At 65.8% G+C, this 17,427-nt stretch carries 14 protein-coding genes; 8 read left to right on the top strand and 6 right to left on the bottom strand.

What is annotated here, in order from left to right; all coding sequences use genetic code 11:
- Positions 1–7 precede the first annotated feature (7 nt).
- Complete coding sequence (locus tag DCG74_RS01015; protein WP_172788463.1) at positions 8–385, bottom strand: tautomerase family protein; 378 nt, start codon at positions 383–385, stop codon at positions 8–10.
- A 155-nt stretch (positions 386–540) separates the two neighbouring features.
- Here DCG74_RS01015 and DCG74_RS01010 point away from each other — a divergent pair, with 155 nt between their 5' ends.
- On the top strand, positions 541–1,137 hold the full coding sequence (locus tag DCG74_RS01010) for a TetR/AcrR family transcriptional regulator (RefSeq protein WP_172788462.1): 597 nt from the start codon (positions 541–543) through the stop codon (positions 1,135–1,137).
- Between the two features lie 3 nt (positions 1,138–1,140).
- On the opposite strand, the gene DCG74_RS01005 is transcribed toward DCG74_RS01010, so the two are convergent.
- Together DCG74_RS01005 and DCG74_RS01000 are read right to left on the bottom strand one after the other, a co-directional pair.
- A complete protein-coding gene (locus tag DCG74_RS01005) occupies positions 1,141–1,617 on the bottom strand; it encodes a hypothetical protein (protein ID WP_172788461.1) in 477 nt (158 codons plus the stop codon).
- Between the two features lie 14 nt (positions 1,618–1,631).
- Positions 1,632–2,132 (bottom strand): hypothetical protein, encoded by a 501-nt coding sequence (locus DCG74_RS01000; protein WP_172788460.1) that lies wholly within the window; start codon positions 2,130–2,132, stop codon positions 1,632–1,634.
- A 287-nt stretch (positions 2,133–2,419) separates the two neighbouring features.
- On the opposite strand from DCG74_RS01000, the gene DCG74_RS00995 reads away from it, so the two are divergent.
- The 4 genes from DCG74_RS00995 (at position 2,420) to DCG74_RS00980 (ending at position 11,418) form a co-directional block, all read left to right on the top strand.
- Complete coding sequence (locus DCG74_RS00995) at positions 2,420–4,102, top strand: methyl-accepting chemotaxis protein (protein ID WP_172788459.1); 1,683 nt, start codon at positions 2,420–2,422, stop codon at positions 4,100–4,102.
- A gap of 159 nt (positions 4,103–4,261) precedes the next feature.
- Positions 4,262–5,983, top strand: a complete 1,722-nt coding sequence (locus DCG74_RS00990) for an AMP-binding protein (protein ID WP_172788458.1) — start codon at positions 4,262–4,264, stop codon at positions 5,981–5,983.
- Between the two features lie 8 nt (positions 5,984–5,991).
- Entirely contained in the window at positions 5,992–9,297 is a 3,306-nt protein-coding gene (locus DCG74_RS00985; protein WP_172788457.1) for a carboxyl transferase domain-containing protein, read from the top strand.
- A 267-nt stretch (positions 9,298–9,564) separates the two neighbouring features.
- Entirely contained in the window at positions 9,565–11,418 is a 1,854-nt protein-coding gene (locus DCG74_RS00980; protein WP_172788456.1) for a sigma-54-dependent Fis family transcriptional regulator, read from the top strand.
- Between the two features lie 147 nt (positions 11,419–11,565).
- On the opposite strand, the gene DCG74_RS00975 is transcribed toward DCG74_RS00980, so the two are convergent.
- Together DCG74_RS00975 and DCG74_RS00970 are read right to left on the bottom strand one after the other, a co-directional pair.
- Positions 11,566–12,087 (bottom strand): flavin reductase family protein, encoded by a 522-nt coding sequence (locus DCG74_RS00975; protein ID WP_210268486.1) that lies wholly within the window; start codon positions 12,085–12,087, stop codon positions 11,566–11,568.
- Between the two features lie 121 nt (positions 12,088–12,208).
- Positions 12,209–13,306: an LLM class flavin-dependent oxidoreductase gene (locus DCG74_RS00970; RefSeq protein ID WP_172788468.1), complete on the bottom strand. Its 1,098-nt coding sequence runs from the start codon at positions 13,304–13,306 to the stop codon at positions 12,209–12,211.
- A 234-nt stretch (positions 13,307–13,540) separates the two neighbouring features.
- Between DCG74_RS00970 and DCG74_RS00965 the strand changes: the two genes are divergently transcribed.
- From DCG74_RS00965 to poxB, 3 genes are all read left to right on the top strand, one after another.
- Positions 13,541–14,455 carry a 2-dehydro-3-deoxygalactonokinase gene (locus DCG74_RS00965; RefSeq protein ID WP_172788454.1) on the top strand — a complete coding sequence of 305 codons (915 nt, stop codon included), beginning with the start codon at positions 13,541–13,543 and terminating at the stop codon, positions 14,453–14,455.
- 14 nt (positions 14,456–14,469) lie between these two features.
- A complete protein-coding gene (locus tag DCG74_RS00960) occupies positions 14,470–15,102 on the top strand; it encodes a 2-dehydro-3-deoxy-6-phosphogalactonate aldolase (RefSeq protein WP_172788453.1) in 633 nt (210 codons plus the stop codon).
- 109 nt (positions 15,103–15,211) lie between these two features.
- Entirely contained in the window at positions 15,212–16,948 is a 1,737-nt protein-coding gene (gene poxB / locus DCG74_RS00955) for a ubiquinone-dependent pyruvate dehydrogenase (RefSeq protein ID WP_172788452.1), read from the top strand.
- Positions 16,949–17,024: 76 nt separating this feature from the next.
- Here the strand turns inward: poxB and DCG74_RS00950 are convergent, their stop codons facing one another.
- The gene (locus DCG74_RS00950) at positions 17,025–17,417 is read right to left on the bottom strand and encodes a hypothetical protein (protein WP_246571973.1); all 393 of its coding nucleotides are present in this window, start codon (positions 17,415–17,417) and stop codon (positions 17,025–17,027) included.
- Positions 17,418–17,427: the final 10 nt, after the last annotated feature.

Genomic DNA, 17,427 nt, shown 5'->3' with positions numbered 1-17,427 from the left:
GTGCACATCAGGCGAATTGCGCGATGCCGTGCCCCACCGACCAGTTCTCCTTGGGGGCGTCGAGCACGTTCACGAACACGTCCTCGGACCGGATGCCCGGGTTCTCGCCGAGCAACTCGGCGATCCGCCGGTACAGCGCCTTTTTTTGCTCGGGGGTGCGCGAGGCGAACACAGTGATCTGGATCAGCACGGCGTCCTCGCTGCGCGTGACGCCGTAAGCATTGCCGCAGCGGAAGTTCGCAGGCGAAAGCTCGCTGATGGTCATGAACTCGTCGCCCTCGGGCACGTTCAGCGCCTCGCGCATGGCGCGGTAGAGACTGTCGAGGATGGCCTGGCGGTAAGCGTCCGGCTTTCCGGCACGCATCGAGATGTGGAGGAGAGGCATCGTGCGTCCCTTTGCATGCGGGCCTGATCGGCCGGGCACATGGTCCGCGCCGGCCGTCGGCTTGACGAAACGGGATATCAATCCCAATTTGTTTTTGACACGATGTCGAGAAAGCATGTTCTTGACGGAGTGTCAAATATTTTGAGGAGCAACCTTTGAGGCCGCGCGAGTTCGACCATGACGACGTGCTGCGCATCGCGTTCGACCAGTTCTGGCGCAAGGGCGTGCGCGGCACCTCGCTATCGGACATCGCGCGCGACGCCGGTGTGCAGCGCGGCAGCCTCTACAATGCGTTCGGCAGCAAGGAAGCGCTGTTCCTGCAGGCCTATGAGCGCTACGCCGGGGACTATCTGCTCGCCCTGCAAAAAGCGCTCGGGACGGGGTCTTTGCGCAAACGCCTCACCGCGTTCTTCGACCTCACCATCACCAATTTCCGTTCCGGCTCGCCGCCGCGGGGATGCCCGACCACGCGCGGCCTGATGGAGCTCGGCGCGGCGGAAGGCGATGGGTTGGATGAAGAGGCGCGTCAGGCCTTTGCGAGCCTCGTTTCCCGCATCACCGCGCTGGTTCAGGACACCTTGTCGGCGGGCGCCAAGCGTGGCGAGTTCAAGGGCAATCCGGCGGCCGCAGCGCTGCACATCATCACGGTGACGCGCGGCCTTGCCGTGCTCGAACGCGCCTATGGCGACGAAGCCCAGCTGCGCAAGATCGCCGCGCACGCGATCGATCTCGTGCTCGAGAAGGGAGGTTAGGTGTCAGCAGCAGGCCAGCGCCAGCGCGTTGATCGCCTGCGTTGTCGCATCCTCTTTCCCGGAGCCGACGAATTGGCAGACCACCGACCCGAGCTCGCCCGGCTGCTTGCGGCGCGCGACTGCCAGCAGGCGCATCAATTCCGCCTCGTCCTTGGAAAGCCGTCTGCAGGACGGCGGCATGAAGCACAGCTCGCAGGGCCGGTCGCCGCGCAGGATCCTGACGAGCGCTGCCGCGCGCGCAACCAGCAGCGGGCTGTCGGCAATGCCGGGAGCGTCCTCGGCAAAGCGATAGGCCGCTTCCCAGCAATCCGATGCGCCGGTCGCATAGGCCGCTCCGATGAAGCGGAACAGTGCCAGCGCGACGCGGGAAAAATCATCGTAGCTGTCGATGCTCGGCCGGGTCGCCAGCGCGGCTTGAAGCGGACAGAGCAGCGGCTCGCCCGCGTCCGGCTTCGGCGCAGAATCGCAAATGGCCCGCATCGTGAGTGATCTCGTCAATGCAACGTCGCGCTGCCCACGAACCAGCTCTTCATCGCCATCATCCGGTCATGCTCGAAAGACTGCACGTGACGGTCGGGCAGGATGAGGCCGGCCATGCAGAAGATCGTCGCAAGCCCCTGGACCGGCGCGAGCGCCCAATCGGCACCGATCGGCGGCAGCCAGCGCTCGAACTGCTCGCGCGCGACATCGACGCGGTCCTGCTGGGCCGCGGCAATCGCGCTCAAGATTCCGTGCTCGCTGTCGGACATGCGCGGACAGGTGGGGCAGTGCACTTCGATCGCCGTATGCGCGGTACAGGCAAAGATCTCGATGATGGATTCCAGCGACAGCACGGCATCGCCGACGCGGAAATGGTCGTACACCTGCTTGATATCGGCCGCCGTGGGGACGGCGCTTCCGCTGCGGGCCTTCGCGCGAAATCCCCAGATGAAGAGCCGCTCCGCCGCGCACAGCGCAGGAAGGTCGAGGGGCCTTGTGTCTGTCGATCGATGCATTGTGCCTCTTGGCTCTGGCTGCGCTCACGCCAGCGCTGGCGCGGATGATCTGCGCCGATCGTTCTGCCAGAGAGCTCTCCAAGTCAACGCGCGGAGAGGCGATGTCGAGGTGTTCTAGTTTGGAAGAATTCGTATCTCGGACGCGGTCGGTCGCTCGCCCGCAGCGATGAGCAGCGGGGCCGCCCGCCCCCGCACAATTGCGGATGCCGGAACCCGAATGCTTAAGGCTTTGCTAAGGCGCCCGGGATAAACTGGCATATCAGCCCTTCCAATTCCTGTGAGCACCGATGATTTTCTCCCGCATCAGTTTCAAGCTGGTCCTGATTGTCGGCATCAGCCTCCTCGGCATGATCGCGCTGGCGCCGGTCGCGCTCTCGACCCTGCGCACGCAGATGGTCGCCGACCGCCAGGCCAAGACGCAGCACATGGTCGACGTCGGCTACGGCATCCTGGCGCACTACCAGAAGCTCGAGAGCGAAGGAAAACTCTCGCGCGAGCAGGCGCAGGCCGGCGCCATGACCGAGATCAAGAGCCTGCGCTACGACAAGGTCGAGTATTTCTGGATCAACGACATGACCCCCAGGATGGTCATGCACCCGATCAAGCCCGAGCTCGACGGCAAGGATCTCTCCGCGATGAAGGATCCCGCCGGCAATGCGCTGTTCATGGGCTTCGTTGACGTCGTCACCAAGCAGGGTGCGGGCTTCTACGGCTATCTCTGGCCGAAGCCCGGCTTCGACCAGCCGGTCGGGAAAATCTCCTATGTGAAGGGCTTTGCGCCCTGGGGCTGGATCATCGGCACCGGCATCTATCTCGACGACGTCGACGCCGCCTTCCGCCAGAACGCGATGACCTTCGCCTATATTTGTCTCGCGGTGCTGGTCGTGGTGCTCGGCGCCTCGTTCCTGATCGGCCGCAGCGTCACCCGGCCGCTGGCCCGGATCACCGCGCTGACCGAGCGCCTTGCCGGCGGCGACAGCGCCTTCGACGTGCCCTACACCGACCGCCGCGACGAGGTCGGTGGCCTCGCCAAGGCGCTCGCCGTGTTCAAGGACAACGCATCGGCGGTGAGCCGGATGCATGCCGAGCAGCACGAGCTGAAGCAGAAGGCCGACGACGAGAAGCGCAAGACGATGGCCGATCTCGCCGGCAAGTTCGAGGCGAGCGTCCAGGCCGTCGTCCGCGACGTCTTCGACGAGGCGCGCGCGATGCAACAGGCCGCGCAGGGCATGTCGGAAACCGCCAACAAGGCGAGCGATCGTGCGAGCTTCGTCGCCACCGCATGCCAGCAGGCCTCGAGCAACGTGCAGACGGTGGCCTCCGCCGCCGGCGAATTGTCGGCCTCGATCGCCGAGATCAGCCAGCGCGTGGCACAGGCCGCGACAGTGGCCGACAAGGCCGCCGCCGACGGCCAGCGCACCAACGACACCGTGCAGGGCCTTGCCGCCGCCGCGCACAAGATCGGGGAGGTCATCGACCTCATCAACCAGATCGCCTCGCAGACCAATCTGCTCGCGCTCAACGCCACCATCGAGGCGGCTCGCGCGGGCGAAGCCGGTAAGGGCTTTGCGGTGGTCGCGAGCGAGGTGAAGTCGCTGGCGAGCCAGACCGCGAAGGCGACCGACGAGATCGGCGCGCAGATCACCGCGATCCAGGCCGAGACCAATCAGGTCGTCGGCAACATCGAGAGCATCCGCGCCACCATCATAGAGGTCAACGAGATCTCCTCGTCGATCGCCGCGGCGGTCGAGGAGCAGGGCGCCGCCACGAAGGCGATCGCGCACAGCGTGCAGGAGGCGGCCTCCGGCACCGACCAGGTCTCGCACAACATCTCCGGCGTCACCGATGCGACCGCCGAGACCGGCCAGGCCGCCGGCCTCGTGCTGCAATCGAGCGGCCGGCTGACGCACAAGCTGCAATCGCTGCAGGACGAGGTCAGCGCCTTCGTTGCGGGCGTGCGGGCAGCGTAACTGAAGCGCTGCAGGTGATCTTTTTCCGCGTCACGGCATCGGCCGTGATGCGGAGACTGTTTTCCTTGACATGAAGTCTGCCGTGCTCGACGTGTAACGACGTCGACTGGCGGCACGTGCGTGCCGTCCCGAAAAGAAAAGCAACACGGGAAGGACGTCATGAACACGGGCCTCGACGAGAAGGACTACCTCGCCAATTTGCGCGGCCTGTGGGACAAGGCCTGGCCGAAGGACCTGCCGCGCTCGCCGAATTATCTGCATGGCGAAGTTCCCCTGACGGAATATCTGCGCGCCTGGGCGAAGCGGAGTCCGGAGCGGCCCGCCGTGATCTTCTATGGCCATGTGACCACGTATGCCGATCTCGATCGGCAGAGCGATCGGTTTGCGGCGCTGTTGCAGGCGAAGGGCGTGCGCAAAGGCGATCGCGTCGCCGTCTTCCTGCCGAACTGCCCGCAATTCCACGTCGTGTTCTTCGGTATTCTGAAGCTTGGCGCGGTCCACGTTCCCATCAGCCCGCTCTCGCGCGCGTTCGAGCTGTCCTACCAGCTCAACGATACCCAGGCCGATGTGATCGTGGCGCTCGACCAGCTCATCCCCATCGTCGAGCAGGTGAAGAGCGAGGTGCGGTTGCGCGAGATCATCGTCACCAGCTTTGCCGATGTCGTGCCGGCGGCGCCTGCGTTTCCCGCGCCGGACTCGATCCGCACGTCGCGCGTTGCGATCGCTGGCGCGACTGATCTCCTGCCGGCGCTTGCGGCAATGCCCGCACCGACGCCGCTGCCGCCGCCTCACCTCGATGATGTCGCCGCGCTCAATTACACCGGCGGCACCACCGGCATGCCGAAGGGCTGCGTGCATACCCATCGCGACATGGTCTACACGGCCGCCGCCAATTACGGCATCTCGCTTCCCTCGGGCGAGAGCAGCGTGTTCCTGTCGTTCTTTCCGGAGTTCTGGATTGCGGGCGAGAATTCCGGCCTGATCTTTCCGCTGTTCGCGGGCGGCACGCTGGTTCTGCTCGCGCGCTGGGACGCCGTTGGTGCGATGGCGGCGATCGACAAGTACAAGGTCACGATCACGGCGATGCCGGTCGACAGCGCGGTCGAGATGATGGACCATCCGCGCTGGAGCGAGTTCGACCTGTCGTCGCTGCAACAGGTGCGCGTGGTCTCCTTCGTCAAGAAGCTCAATGCCGGCTATCGCAGGCGCTGGAAGGATCTGACCGGCACGATCCTGATGGAGGCAGCCTGGGGCATGACCGAGACGCACACGTCCAACACTTTCACCGCTGGCTTTCAGGACGGGGATTTCGACCTCAACAGCCAGCCGATCTTCGTCGGCCTGCCGGTGCCCGGCGCCGAGTTCAAGATCACCGATTTCGAGACCGGCGCGCTGCTGCCTCTCGGGGCAGAAGGCGAGATCCGCGTGCGCACGCCGTCGCTGCTCAAGAGCTACTGGAACAAGCCGGAGGCGACGGCGGAATCGCTCGTCGACGGCTGGTTGCGCACCGGCGATATCGGCACGATCGACAAGGACGGCTTTCTGCACTTCCTCGGGCGACGCAAGGAGATGCTGAAGGTCAAGGGCATGAGCGTGTTTCCGCCGGAGATTGAGGCGCTGCTGGGCCAGCATCCGAAGGTGCTGGGCTCGGGCGTGGTCGGCCGCGACGATCCGGACAAGGGCCAGGTGCCGGTCGCCTATATCCAGCTCAAGCCCGAAGCGATCGGCACGGTCTCGGAACAGGAACTGCGTGCCTGGTGCGCCGAGCGCATGGCCGTCTACAAGGTTCCGGAAGTCCGCATCATCGATGCGCTGCCCCTGACGGCGACGGGCAAGGTCAGGAAGCAGGACCTCAATCCAAATCCTCCTGCCGTCCAGTGAGAGAGACGATGTCGTTCAAGAAGCTCCTGATCGCCAATCGCGGCGAGATCGCCATCCGCATCGCACGCGCGGCGGCCGATGCCGGCATCGCGACGGTCGCGATCCATCCCGCCGATGATGCGCTGTCGCTGCACGTGCGCGTCGCGGACGAGGCGATCGAGATCCCCGGCCGCGGCGCGCGGGCCTATCTCGACATCGAGGCCGTGGTGAAGGCGGCGAAGAGCACGGCGTGCGATGCCGTGCATCCCGGCTATGGCTTCCTCAGCGAGAACGCGGCATTCGCGAAGGCCTGCGCCGATGCCGGCATCACCTTCGTCGGGCCGAAACCGGCCGCGCTCGAACTGTTCGGCGACAAGGTCGCGGCACGTCAGCTGGCGAAACGCTGCGGCGTGCCGATCATTGCCGGCACCAGCGGGCCGTCGAGCCTCGAGGAGATCACGGCATTCTTTACCTCGCTCGGCAGCAGCGCTGCGATCGTGATCAAGGCGATGGCCGGCGGCGGCGGCCGCGGCATGCGCGTGGTGGAGAACGCGTCCGATCTTGCGGAAGCCTATGCGCGCTGTCAGTCCGAAGCCAAGGCGGCGTTCGGCTTCGACGGCGTCTATGCCGAGCGGCTGATCCGGCAGGCGCGCCACATCGAGGTCCAGATCATCGGCGATCGCCATGGTGCGATCTCCCATCTCTGGGAGCGCGAATGCACCATCCAGCGCCGGCACCAGAAGCTGATCGAGGTGGCGCCGAGCCCATCATTGAGCGATGCCCTGCGCGGCCGCATCATCGAGGCGGCGAAGCAGCTGGCGGGTGCGGCGTCTTACGACAATCTCGGCACGTTCGAGTTTCTGGTCGACGGCACCGCGGAGGACAGCTTCGCCTTCATCGAGGCCAATCCGCGGCTCCAGGTCGAGCACACCGTCACGGAAGAGGTGCTCGGCGTCGATCTCGTCCGCGCCCAGCTTGCGGTCGCCGCAGGCAGCACGCTGGCTTCGCTGGGTCTTGCGCAAGCATCCATTCCGAAGCCGCGCGGCTATGCCATGCAGCTTCGCGTCAACATGGAAACGCTGGACGAAACGGGCGCCACGCATCCGACCGGCGGCGTGCTCGCCGTGTTCGAGCCGCCATCGGGCCCCGGTGTTCGCGTCGATAGCTTCGGCTATGCCGGCTACAAGACCAGCGCCGCTTTCGACTCGCTGCTGGCCAAGGTGATCGTGCACACGCCAAGCGAGGGCTGGCATGACGTGGTCGCGAAAGCCTCGCGTGCGCTACGCGAGTTCCGGATCGACGGTGTCGTCACCAACATTTCGTTCCTTCAGGCGGTGCTCGCGCATCCCGATTTCAGGACCAACCGCATCGCGACCGATTTCATCGACCGCAACATTGCCAAGCTCGTGGAAGCATCGGACGGCGCCGCCAAGCCGCTCTATTTCGCAGCAGCCGAGCGTAGTGGTGGCCACAGCGCGGAGGTGCACGTCGCGCAAGCCGTGCCCGAAGGCGCGGTGATGGTCGCGGCGCCCCTGCAAGGAACCATCGTCACCATCCAGGTGAAAGAAGGCGAAATCGTACGCCCCGGCCAGCAGCTTGCCGTGATCGAGTCCATGAAGATGGAGCATCTGGTGATGGCCGAGCAGGGCGGCCGGGTCATGAAGCTCGTCGCCGGCGACGGGGTCACGCTGATGCATGGCGAGCCGATCCTCTATCTCGAGCCCCTCGACGTCGCCGCCGACAGCACGACGGCGGAAGCCGATGTCGATCTCGATCACATCCGCCCCGACCTCGCCGAGCTGATCGCCCGCCAGGCCAACTCGCTCGACGAAAACCGCCCCGCTGCGGTCGAGCGCCGCCGCAACACCAACCAGCGCACCGCGCGCGAGAACGTCGCCCAGCTCGTCGATGACGGCTCGTTCATGGAGTACGGCAGTCTCGCGATTGCGGCGCAGCGCCGCCGGCGCAAGCTCGACGACCTCATCAAGAACACGCCGGCCGATGGCCTCGTCATGGGCGTCGCCACGGTGAATGCAGAGAAGTTCGGGCCTGAAGGCGCGCGTTGCATCGTCGTCGCCTATGACTACACCGTGCTTGCGGGCACGCAGGGCCACATGAACCACAAGAAGATCGACCGAATGCTGAGCCTCGCGGAAGACTGGCGCGTGCCGCTGGTGTTCTATGCCGAAGGCGGCGGTGGCCGGCCTGGCGATACCGACCGCCTCGGCATGACAGGCCTCGACGGTCCGTCCTTCGTGCAATTCGCCCGGCTTTCGGGCCTCGTCCCAGTGGTCGGTGTCGTTTCCGGCTATTGCTTTGCCGGCAATGCCGCGATGCTCGGCTGCTGCGACGTCATCATTGCGACCAAGAACGCCTCGATCGGCATGGGCGGCCCGGCGATGATCGAGGGCGGCGGCCTCGGTGTCTATCATCCGGCCGAAGTCGGCCCTGTCACGTTCCAGTCGCCAAACGGCGTCATCGACATCCTGGTCGAGGATGAGGAGGAGGCGACATCTGTCGCGCAGAAATACCTGTCCTATTTCCAGGGCGCGGTGACGCAGTGGGAGGCCGCCGACCAGCGCCTGCTCCGCCGCGCCATTCCCGAGAACCGCTTGCGCGTCTATGACATCCGCAGCGTCATCGATCTCGTCGCGGACAAGGACAGCGTGCTGGAGCTGCGCCGCGACTACGGCGTCGGCATGATCACCGCGCTGATCCGCATCGAAGGCAAGCCGTTCGGCCTGATCGCCAACAACCCGCGCCATCTCGGCGGCGCTATCGATGCCGACGCCGGCGACAAGGCTGCGCGTTTCCTCCAGCTCTGCGACGCCTTCGATCTGCCTGTTGTCTCGCTGTGCGACACGCCCGGCTTCATGGTCGGCCCGGAAGCGGAGAAGACCGCGATCGTGCGCCACGTCTCCCGCATGTTCGTGACCGGCGCCAGCCTCACCGTGCCGCTGTTCGGCATTGTGCTGCGCAAGGGCTACGGTCTCGGCGCGCAATCGATGATCGGCGGCGGCTTCCACGCCTCGTTCTTCACGGCGGCCTGGCCGACCGGCGAGTTCGGCGGCATGGGCTTGGAGGGCTATGTCCGCCTCGGCTTCCGCAAGGAGATGGAGGCGATCGCCGATCCCGAGGAGCGCGAGACCTATTACCGCAACAAGGTCGCCGAGCTCTACGCCAACGGCAAAGCGGTCTCGATCGCCTCCGTGTTCGAGATCGACAACGTCATCGATCCCGCCGCGACGCGGCGCTGGATCATGGCCGGTCTGCGCACGGTGCCGAAGCCCGCGCCGAGGACGGCGAAGAAGCGGCCGTGCATCGACACGTGGTGAGCGCGGTGCAGCACTAGTTGCATGATGATAGAGACGATCTATTTCCACGTCGTCATGCCCGGGCAGAAGCGCGAAGCGCGTCTTCGCGCTAGATGTCCCGGGCATCCACGTTCTTTCGCATTCGCGGTAACACGTGGATGGCCGGGACGAAGCCCGGCCATGACGGCGCTGGGCCATCGCGCCATACAACTGCGTCCCGGTTCCCGATTGACATCCCCGCCTGCGGTGCCAGACTTTGCACAATAATACAGGGTGGAGACGTCCGCGATGGCCAGCCTCTCGGCCTCGAACCATGTCGCCCGTGTCTTGTCCGTCGCCAATCATGTGGCCGACGTCGATGCCTCCTCGCGGATTGCCAATTCCTGGCGGCGCTGCCTGGTCAATCACAAGCTCGATCCCGCCCGCCAGGGCCCGCCACAGACGCTCACCGAAGCCGAGATCCGTCATGTCGCCGGGCCGATGGAGGAGACGATCCGGCTCGTCACGCCCGAGCTCGACGATCTCGCCCGCGTGCTGCGCGACGCCGGCTATTGCGTCAATCTCGCGGATGTGAACGCGACCATGCTGTTCAGCCGTCTGCCGGGCGAAGCCGACGCAAGGATGTTTCTGGACTGGAAGATCTACACCGGCTCGAACTTCGCAGAGGCTTGCGAGGGCACCAATGGGCTCGGCACCGCGCTGGCCGAGGAGAAGCCGATTCTGGTGCATCGCGACGAGCATTTTCGCGCGCAATGGCACATGTTCTCCTGCGCCGTGGCACCGCTGTTCGACCAGGCCGGCCGGCTCGCCGGTGCCATCAACATCACCTCCTGCCGCGAAGACCTGGAGCGCGCCGCGCATCAGCTTGCACTCGCGGTGACGATGGAGGCGACGCGGCGGATGGAGGGTGCGATCTTCCGCGGTCATTTCCGCAATGCCTGGATCGCAACCGTGCCCGGTGACGGCGGCAGCGGCCTCGTCGCTTACGACGCCGACCGCCGCATCGTCGGCGCCTGCCGCTCGGCGCGTGCGCTGCTCGGCCTCACCGACGGCATGATCGGCTCCGGCATCGACCTGTCGCGCTACGTCAAGTTCGATCATCACGCCGCGCGTGGCACGGGCGAGATCGTCGAGCTGCACCATGGCGATGGTCGTCCGTTGGGACAGGGCCATGTTGCTCCGCCCCTGCGTGCGCGATCGCAGGCGCCGCGCCGCGATGCGCCGGTCGATCGTTTCGACGCGTTGCGTCGGCTCGCCGGCCGCGACCCCGGCCTGATCCGAAGTGTCAAGCGGCTGCGAAGCATCGGCGATCACAATCTGCCGGTGCTGCTGCATGGCGAGACCGGCGTCGGCAAGGACGTGTTCGCGCGGGCCATTCACGGTGCGAGCAACCGCGCGCGCAACAATTATGTCGCGCTCAACTGCGCGGCGATGCCGGAAAGCCTGATCGACGCCGAGCTGTTCGGCTACGAGGCCGGCGCCTTCACCGGCGCGCGGCGCGAGGGCTCGAAGGGCCTGATCGTGCAGGCCGACGGCGGCACGCTGTTCCTCGACGAGATCGGCGACATGCCGATCGGCTTGCAGACGCGCCTGTTGCGCGTTCTGGAAAACCGCGAGGTCTGGCCGCTCGGTGCGCTCAAGCCTGTCGCTGTCGATATCCGCCTGATCAGCGCCACGCATCGCGATCTCGGCCGCATGGCGGAAGCGGGAGCCTTCCGCGCCGACCTCTATTTCCGCCTGCGCGGCATCGAGGTGCGCCTGCCCGCCTTGCGCGAGCGTACCGACCGCGCCGACATCATTCTCCAGATCGCGGGCGAGGAGGCGCCGAACTGCCGGCTCTCGGACGAGGCATGGTCGCAGCTCGCGGCCTATCCGTTTCCCGGCAACATGCGCCAGCTCCGCCACGTGCTGCGGCTTGCCGGCTGCACGGCGGAAGATGGCGTCGTCACCGATGCCGATCTCGATCTGCCGCCGTTCGGCGGACGGACGGAGCCCGACCTTGAAGCGGCCGAGCGTGCGACGATTGTCGCGGCGCTTCGCAAGCACGGCGGCCGCGTCACCGAGGCGGCCCGCGCGCTGAAGCTCAGCCGCGCCACGCTGTACCGCAAGATCAAGGCGATGAAGATCGAGACGGCGCAGTAGCGCCTGGCGCGACGGGTGAGAGGTCTCTCCGCAAAACCGGAATCGTAGGGTGGGCAAAGGCGCACTTGCGCCGTGCCCACGTCGTCTCACGAGTAGGCAGGACGTGGGCACGCTTCGCTTTGCCCACCCTACAAGTTCGACGCATCCTTACGAAAAATCCGTCCAGCTCAGATGCCGTGCGTCGAGATCGCCGATCGCAACCGTCTCGCGGATTTCTCGCGGCGTGTGGAAATTGCTGCGCAGGTACACCAGCGGCGTGGCCGCAGCGGAATGCGAGGCGCTGCGGACCTCGCCGACGAAGATCGAATGCGTTGTCGTTTCGAACTCCTGCGCCAGCACGCAGTCGAACGCAGCCACCGCATCCGCCAGCACCGGTGCGCCGGTCACGCCACGCGTCCATTGCCCGAAGGCAAAGCGATCGTCGCCGTTGACGCCCTTCTGGCCGCTGAAGGTGAGGGCGAGCAGCGCGTGATCCTCGTGCAGGAAGTTGATGGCGAAAGCACCTTCCTCTCGGATGCGGGCATGTGCGCTGGCGTTGCGGTTGACGCAGACGATCAGCGAGGGCGGCTTGTCCGACAACGAGCAGGCCGAGGTCACCGTCAGCCCCGTGCGCTTGCCGTGATCGGCGCCCACCGTGACCAGCGCCACGGCACCGGCACATTGGCGCATCGCCTGCTTGAAATGCGTAGCGTCGAAAGAATTGGCGTCGAAAGAACTGGCGTCCACCGTCACGCGGAAATCTCCGACAATAGAAGCGGGTGCGGCACGATCGCGCCGCACCCGTTGGCGGTCAAGCCGCCTTCTTCGCGGAGCCGAGATGCGCAAGTCGCGGCATCACCTCGTTCTTCAGCAGCGAGAGCGAGTGATGCCAGGCTTCCGCCTTGTGCTTGTAGTCGAAGCCGAACACCAGGAGCACACCGAAGCCGCCGACCTCGTCGTAGATCTTTTCGATCTTCTCGGCGACGGTTGCGGGCGAGCCGACGATCCAGTTCCGCTTGGCGCAATATTCGACCGTGACGTCGCTATCGGGCACGTCAGGGGCGTGCTTCAGATAATCCTTGAAGCCGAAATGCCCGAGCAGCGGCAGGAAGTACTCGCTCATCATCCGGCCCATCATGTCGCCGGTCGAGAGCTTCCAGGCCTCTTCGTCGGTGTCGGCGACGAACACCTCGCGCACCAGCCGCCAATCCTGCCGGTTCGGCTTGCGTCCGGTCTTGGCCGCGCCGATCTCGACCGAGTCCCAGTGGCTGCCGACATAGGCCGGATTGAGGTTGAGGCTCATCGGGATGAAGCCGCGCTCGCCGGCGAGCTTCAGCGTGTCCGAGTTCTTGGACAGGCCCGCAACGCCGATCGGCGGATGCGGCGCCTGCAGCGGCTTGATGTGGGGCTTGAGGAAATCGAACATGGTGTCCGGCTTGGTCACCGTCCAGTACTTGCCCTTGTGGGTGAAGGGCGCCGGCTCGGTCCACAGCTTCAGGATGATCTCCAGCGCCTCGCGCGTCATGTCGCGGTTCTGTCCGCTCATGCCGTCGACGTTGAACATCGCCCAGTCGCTCGGAAGGCCGCTCGCCGCGACGCCGAAATTGAGCCGGCCCTCGGAGAGATGGTCGAGCATGGCAACGCGGTTGGCGAGCTCGGCGGGGTGGTGATAGGGCAAGAGGAAGCCGCCCGGCCCGATGCGCAAGCGCTTGGTCTGCATCAAGGCCTGCGCGATCAGAAGGTCCGGCGTGGGATTGGGTTCCCAGGGCGCGGTGTGGTGCTCGCCGACCCAGGCCTCCTGGTAGCCGAGTTCGTCGAGCCAGCGCATGACCTGCAGGTCCCAGTCGTTCCCTTCCTTCAGGCCGCACTCCGGCGGATGCGAGGGCATCGTGAAATAGCCGATCTCCATGGGTTTCCTCATCTGATGTTGACGCGTCTTGTCGCGCGTTGACGGAGTTGAGTGATGAACCTTGTTGAGTGATGAACCTTGAGCAAGCGGTGTGCCAGCGCGGCGGAGCCTCGAATTGAAGAGAAAGGACTGGTTTGCCCGCGCAATAGCCGGTATCTCGACGGGACCCTGCTGGACATCGTCTCATCTGTCGCGAGACGGCGTCTTGGCGATGAGACGAGGACGAGACCTGATATGACCGAACCCGCTTATGTCGCGGTGGATTGGGGCACCAGCAGCTTCCGGCTCTGGCTGGTCGATCGCGCCGGGCAGGTGATTGCCGAGCGCCGCAGCGGCGAGGGCATGCTGGCGGCGGCGAAGACCGGCTTTCCCGCCGTGCTGCAAGCGCATCTGGCCGCGGTCGAAGCGCCGGATCATCTGCCGGTTCTGGTCTGCGGCATGGCCGGCGCCAAGACCGGCTGGGTCGAGGCCGGCTACGTCGACACGCCGGCACAGCTCTTGGCCGTCCTGAAACAGGCCGTCCGCGTGCCGGGCGAGGCGCGCGACATCCGCATCCTGCCGGGCATCGCCCAGCGAGACGCTAAGGCGCCGGACGTCATGCGCGGCGAGGAGACGCAATTGCTCGGCGCGCTCGGCCTCGATGCCGCGGGCGAGGCGCTGGTCTGCATGCCCGGCACGCATTCGAAATGGGTTCGCGTGAAGGACGGCGCGGTCGAACGGTTTTCCACCTTCATGACCGGCGAGCTGTTCAGCGTCGTCTCGCGCGAGACCATCCTGTCGCTCGCAGTCGCCGGCGCTGATGACGCCGAAGATATTGCGAGCTTCAAGGCGGCCGTGAAGGCCGCGTTCGACGCCCCGGCCTTTGCGGCCAACCTGCTGTTCACGGCGCGCTCGCGCCAGCTGCTGTTCGGCGGCACGCCCGCCGCGGCGCGCGAGACGCTGTCGGGCACGTTGATCGGTGCCGAGCTGGCGGCAGGGCTTTCCGGTGCAGTACCGAAAGAAGGTGTCACGCTGATTGCCTCGGGCCGGCTTGCAATGCTGTATCGGCTCGCTTTCGAGGCGTTGTCGATGACCGCCAAGCCGGTCGATGCGGATGAAGCCGTCCGTCGCGGTCTGTCGATGGCGGCTGCCGCGATCTGGACGAAGTAGAAGGACTGCGAGAGATGAGCGTTCCCTTTCCGTCGATGCAGCGGCCGCTGGTCGCGATCCTGCGCGGCATCAAGCCCGAGGAGACCGAGGCGATCGTCGGCGTGCTGATCCAGGCCGGCATGACCGCGATCGAGATCCCCCTGAACTCGCCCGATCCGTTCCGCTCGATCGGGCTTGCCGTGAAGCTCGCGCCATCAGGCGTGCTGATCGGCGCTGGCACGGTGCTGACCACGTCAGACGTCGATCGCCTCAACGACGTCGGCGGCAGGCTGATGGTCTCGCCCAATGTCGACACCGAGGTGCTGGCGCGCGCGCATCAGCACGGCATGGTGACCATGCCCGGCGTCTTCTCTCCGACCGAAGCGCTGCTGGCGGCGCGCTCGGGCGCGTCGAGCTTGAAATTCTTTCCGGCGAGCGTGCTCGGCGCTGCCGGCATCGCCGCGATCCGCGCCGTGCTGCCGGCAGGCGTGATGATCGCCGCCGTCGGCGGCGTCTCCGACCAGAACTTTGCCGAATACATCAAGGGCGGCGTGACCGCATTCGGGCTCGGCTCCAGCCTCTACAAGCCCGGCATGAGTGCGGCGGATGTCGCAGCCCGCGCAGAGGTGACAATTGCCGCTTACGATCGGGCAATTCAGAGCGATTGAACCGACAATAAACTAGCCGTGATCCTGACCTGGCTTATTCTGCCATATGGTGGCGCGATGCCGACATGCGCGCATCATCTTATGCGACTGGATGAATCAGGAGACCGACATGGCGATCAACAACGTGGCCGACCTGTTCGTGGCAACGCTCGAGCAGGCCGGCGTCAAGCGCATCTACGGCATCGTCGGCGACAGCCTGAACGCGCTGACCGAGGCGCTGCGCCGCCGCGGCACGATCGAATGGATCCATGTCCGGCACGAAGAGGTCGCGGCCTTCGCAGCGGCCGGCGAAGCCGAGATGACCGGGAGCCTCGCGGTCTGCGCGGGCTCCTGCGGCCCCGGCAATCTGCATCTGATCAACGGCCTGTTCGATGCGCATCGCAGCCGCGTTCCCGTGCTGGCGATCGCGGCGCAGATCCCCACCGCCGAGATCGGCGGCGGCTATTTCCAGGAGACGCATCCGCAAAATCTGTTCCGCGAATGCAGCCATTATTGCGAGCTGGTCTCGGACCCGAGCCAGCTGCCTTACGTGCTGGAGAATGCGATTCGCGCGGCGGTGGGCTTGCGCGGCGTTGCCGTCGTCGCGATGCCCGGCGATGTCGCGTTCCGTAGTCCTCCGAAGCGCGCACTGTCGACGACGCGCGGCCTTGCGCTGGCTTCGCCACAGGTCGTGCCGCAGGCGGACGAGCTGAAGGCCCTCGCCGATCTTCTCAACGGCGCCGAGCGCATCACCCTGTTCTGCGGCCGCGGCTGCGCCGGCGCGCATGCGCCTTTGATGCAGCTCGCCGAGACCCTGAAGAGCCCGATCGTGCACGCGCTCGGCGGCAAGGAGCATGTCGAATACGATAACCCCTATGACGTCGGCATGACCGGCTTCATCGGCTTCTCCTCCGGCTACGCCGCGATGCACGCCTGCGACGCGCTGGTGATGCTCGGCACCGATTTTCCGTACAAGCAGTTCTTCCCTGATGATGCCAAGGTCGCGCAGATCGACATCCGCCCGGAAAATCTGGGACGGCGCTGCAGGATCGATCTCGGGCTCGTCGGCGACGTCAAGCTCACCATCGAGGCGCTGCTGCCGCTGCTCAAGACGAAGACGCAGCGCAAGCATCTCGACGAGGCCGTCGCGCATTACAAGAGAGCCCGCGAGGGTCTGGACTCGCTCGCCAAGGGCACGCCGGGAGCCAAGCCGATCCACCCGCAATATCTCGCCAAGGTGATCAGCGACCATGCCTCCGACGATGCCGTCTTCACCGCCGATGTCGGCACGCCGACGGTGTGGGCGGCGCGCTATCTCGACATGAACGGCCGCCGCCGCCTGATCGGCTCTTTCGTGCACGGCTCGATGGCCAACGCCATGCCGCAGGCGATCGGCGCGCAGGCCGCCCAGCCCGGGCGCCAGGTCATCTCGCTCTCCGGCGACGGCGGCTTCACCATGCTGATGGGCGACCTGATCACGCTGACGCAAGAAAAGCTGCCGGTGAAGGTGGTCGTCTTCAACAACGGCGTGCTCGGCTTCGTCGCGCTGGAGATGAAGGCCGCGGGCTTCGTCGACACCAATGTCGACCTGGAGAACCCGGACTTCGCCGCGATGGCGCGCGCGATGGGCATCTTTGCCAAGCGCGTCGAGGATCCCGGCGAGCTTCCGGGCGCGATGAAGGAGATGCTGGCGCACAATGGGCCGGCGCTGCTCGACGTCGTCACCGCCAAGCAGGAGCTGTCGATGCCGCCGACCATCACGGCCGAGCAGGTCAAGGGCTTCAGCCTCTGGGTGCTGCGCGCAGTGATGAACGGGCGCGGCGACGAGGTGCTGGACCTCGCGAAGACGAATCTGTTGCCGCGGTGATATCAGCTGGCGCGGTGGTTCACCTCTCCCGAAGGGAGAGGTCGGATCGCATTGAAAATGCGATCCGGGTGAGGGGTTAAGGTTTCGCCGGGTGCTGCGGCCCCTCACCCGGATTGCTGCGCAATCCGACCTCTCCCCGCCGGGGAGAGGTGAAGGTCTGCCAGTGCAGCACGATGCCGATCAGCAGCGCCGGCACGAAGCCGAGCGCGATCAGGAAATGCGGCAGCTCCTTCGGCGAGATGAAGGCGATGGCGATATCGGAGATCAGCCACAGCGCTGCGAACATCACCGCAAAATCCGTTCGCGGGCAGCGCAGGTAGTAGAACACGGCGGTGACGACGATGGCGGGTCCGATCGCGATGCCGATCATGATCGCCGTCAGCTCCTTCGGCGTCAGCGCGTCGAGCACCATCGACGCCAGCAGCCAGAGTGCGGCGAACATGGCGACGATGTCGAGCGGATGCCGCAATCCAATTCCT

Source organism: Bradyrhizobium sp. WBAH42, from assembly GCF_024585265.1.
Classification (GTDB): domain Bacteria; phylum Pseudomonadota; class Alphaproteobacteria; order Rhizobiales; family Xanthobacteraceae; genus Bradyrhizobium.
Note: the sequence above shows the minus strand (reverse complement) of the source record. Positions and strands in the feature narration are given on the sequence as shown.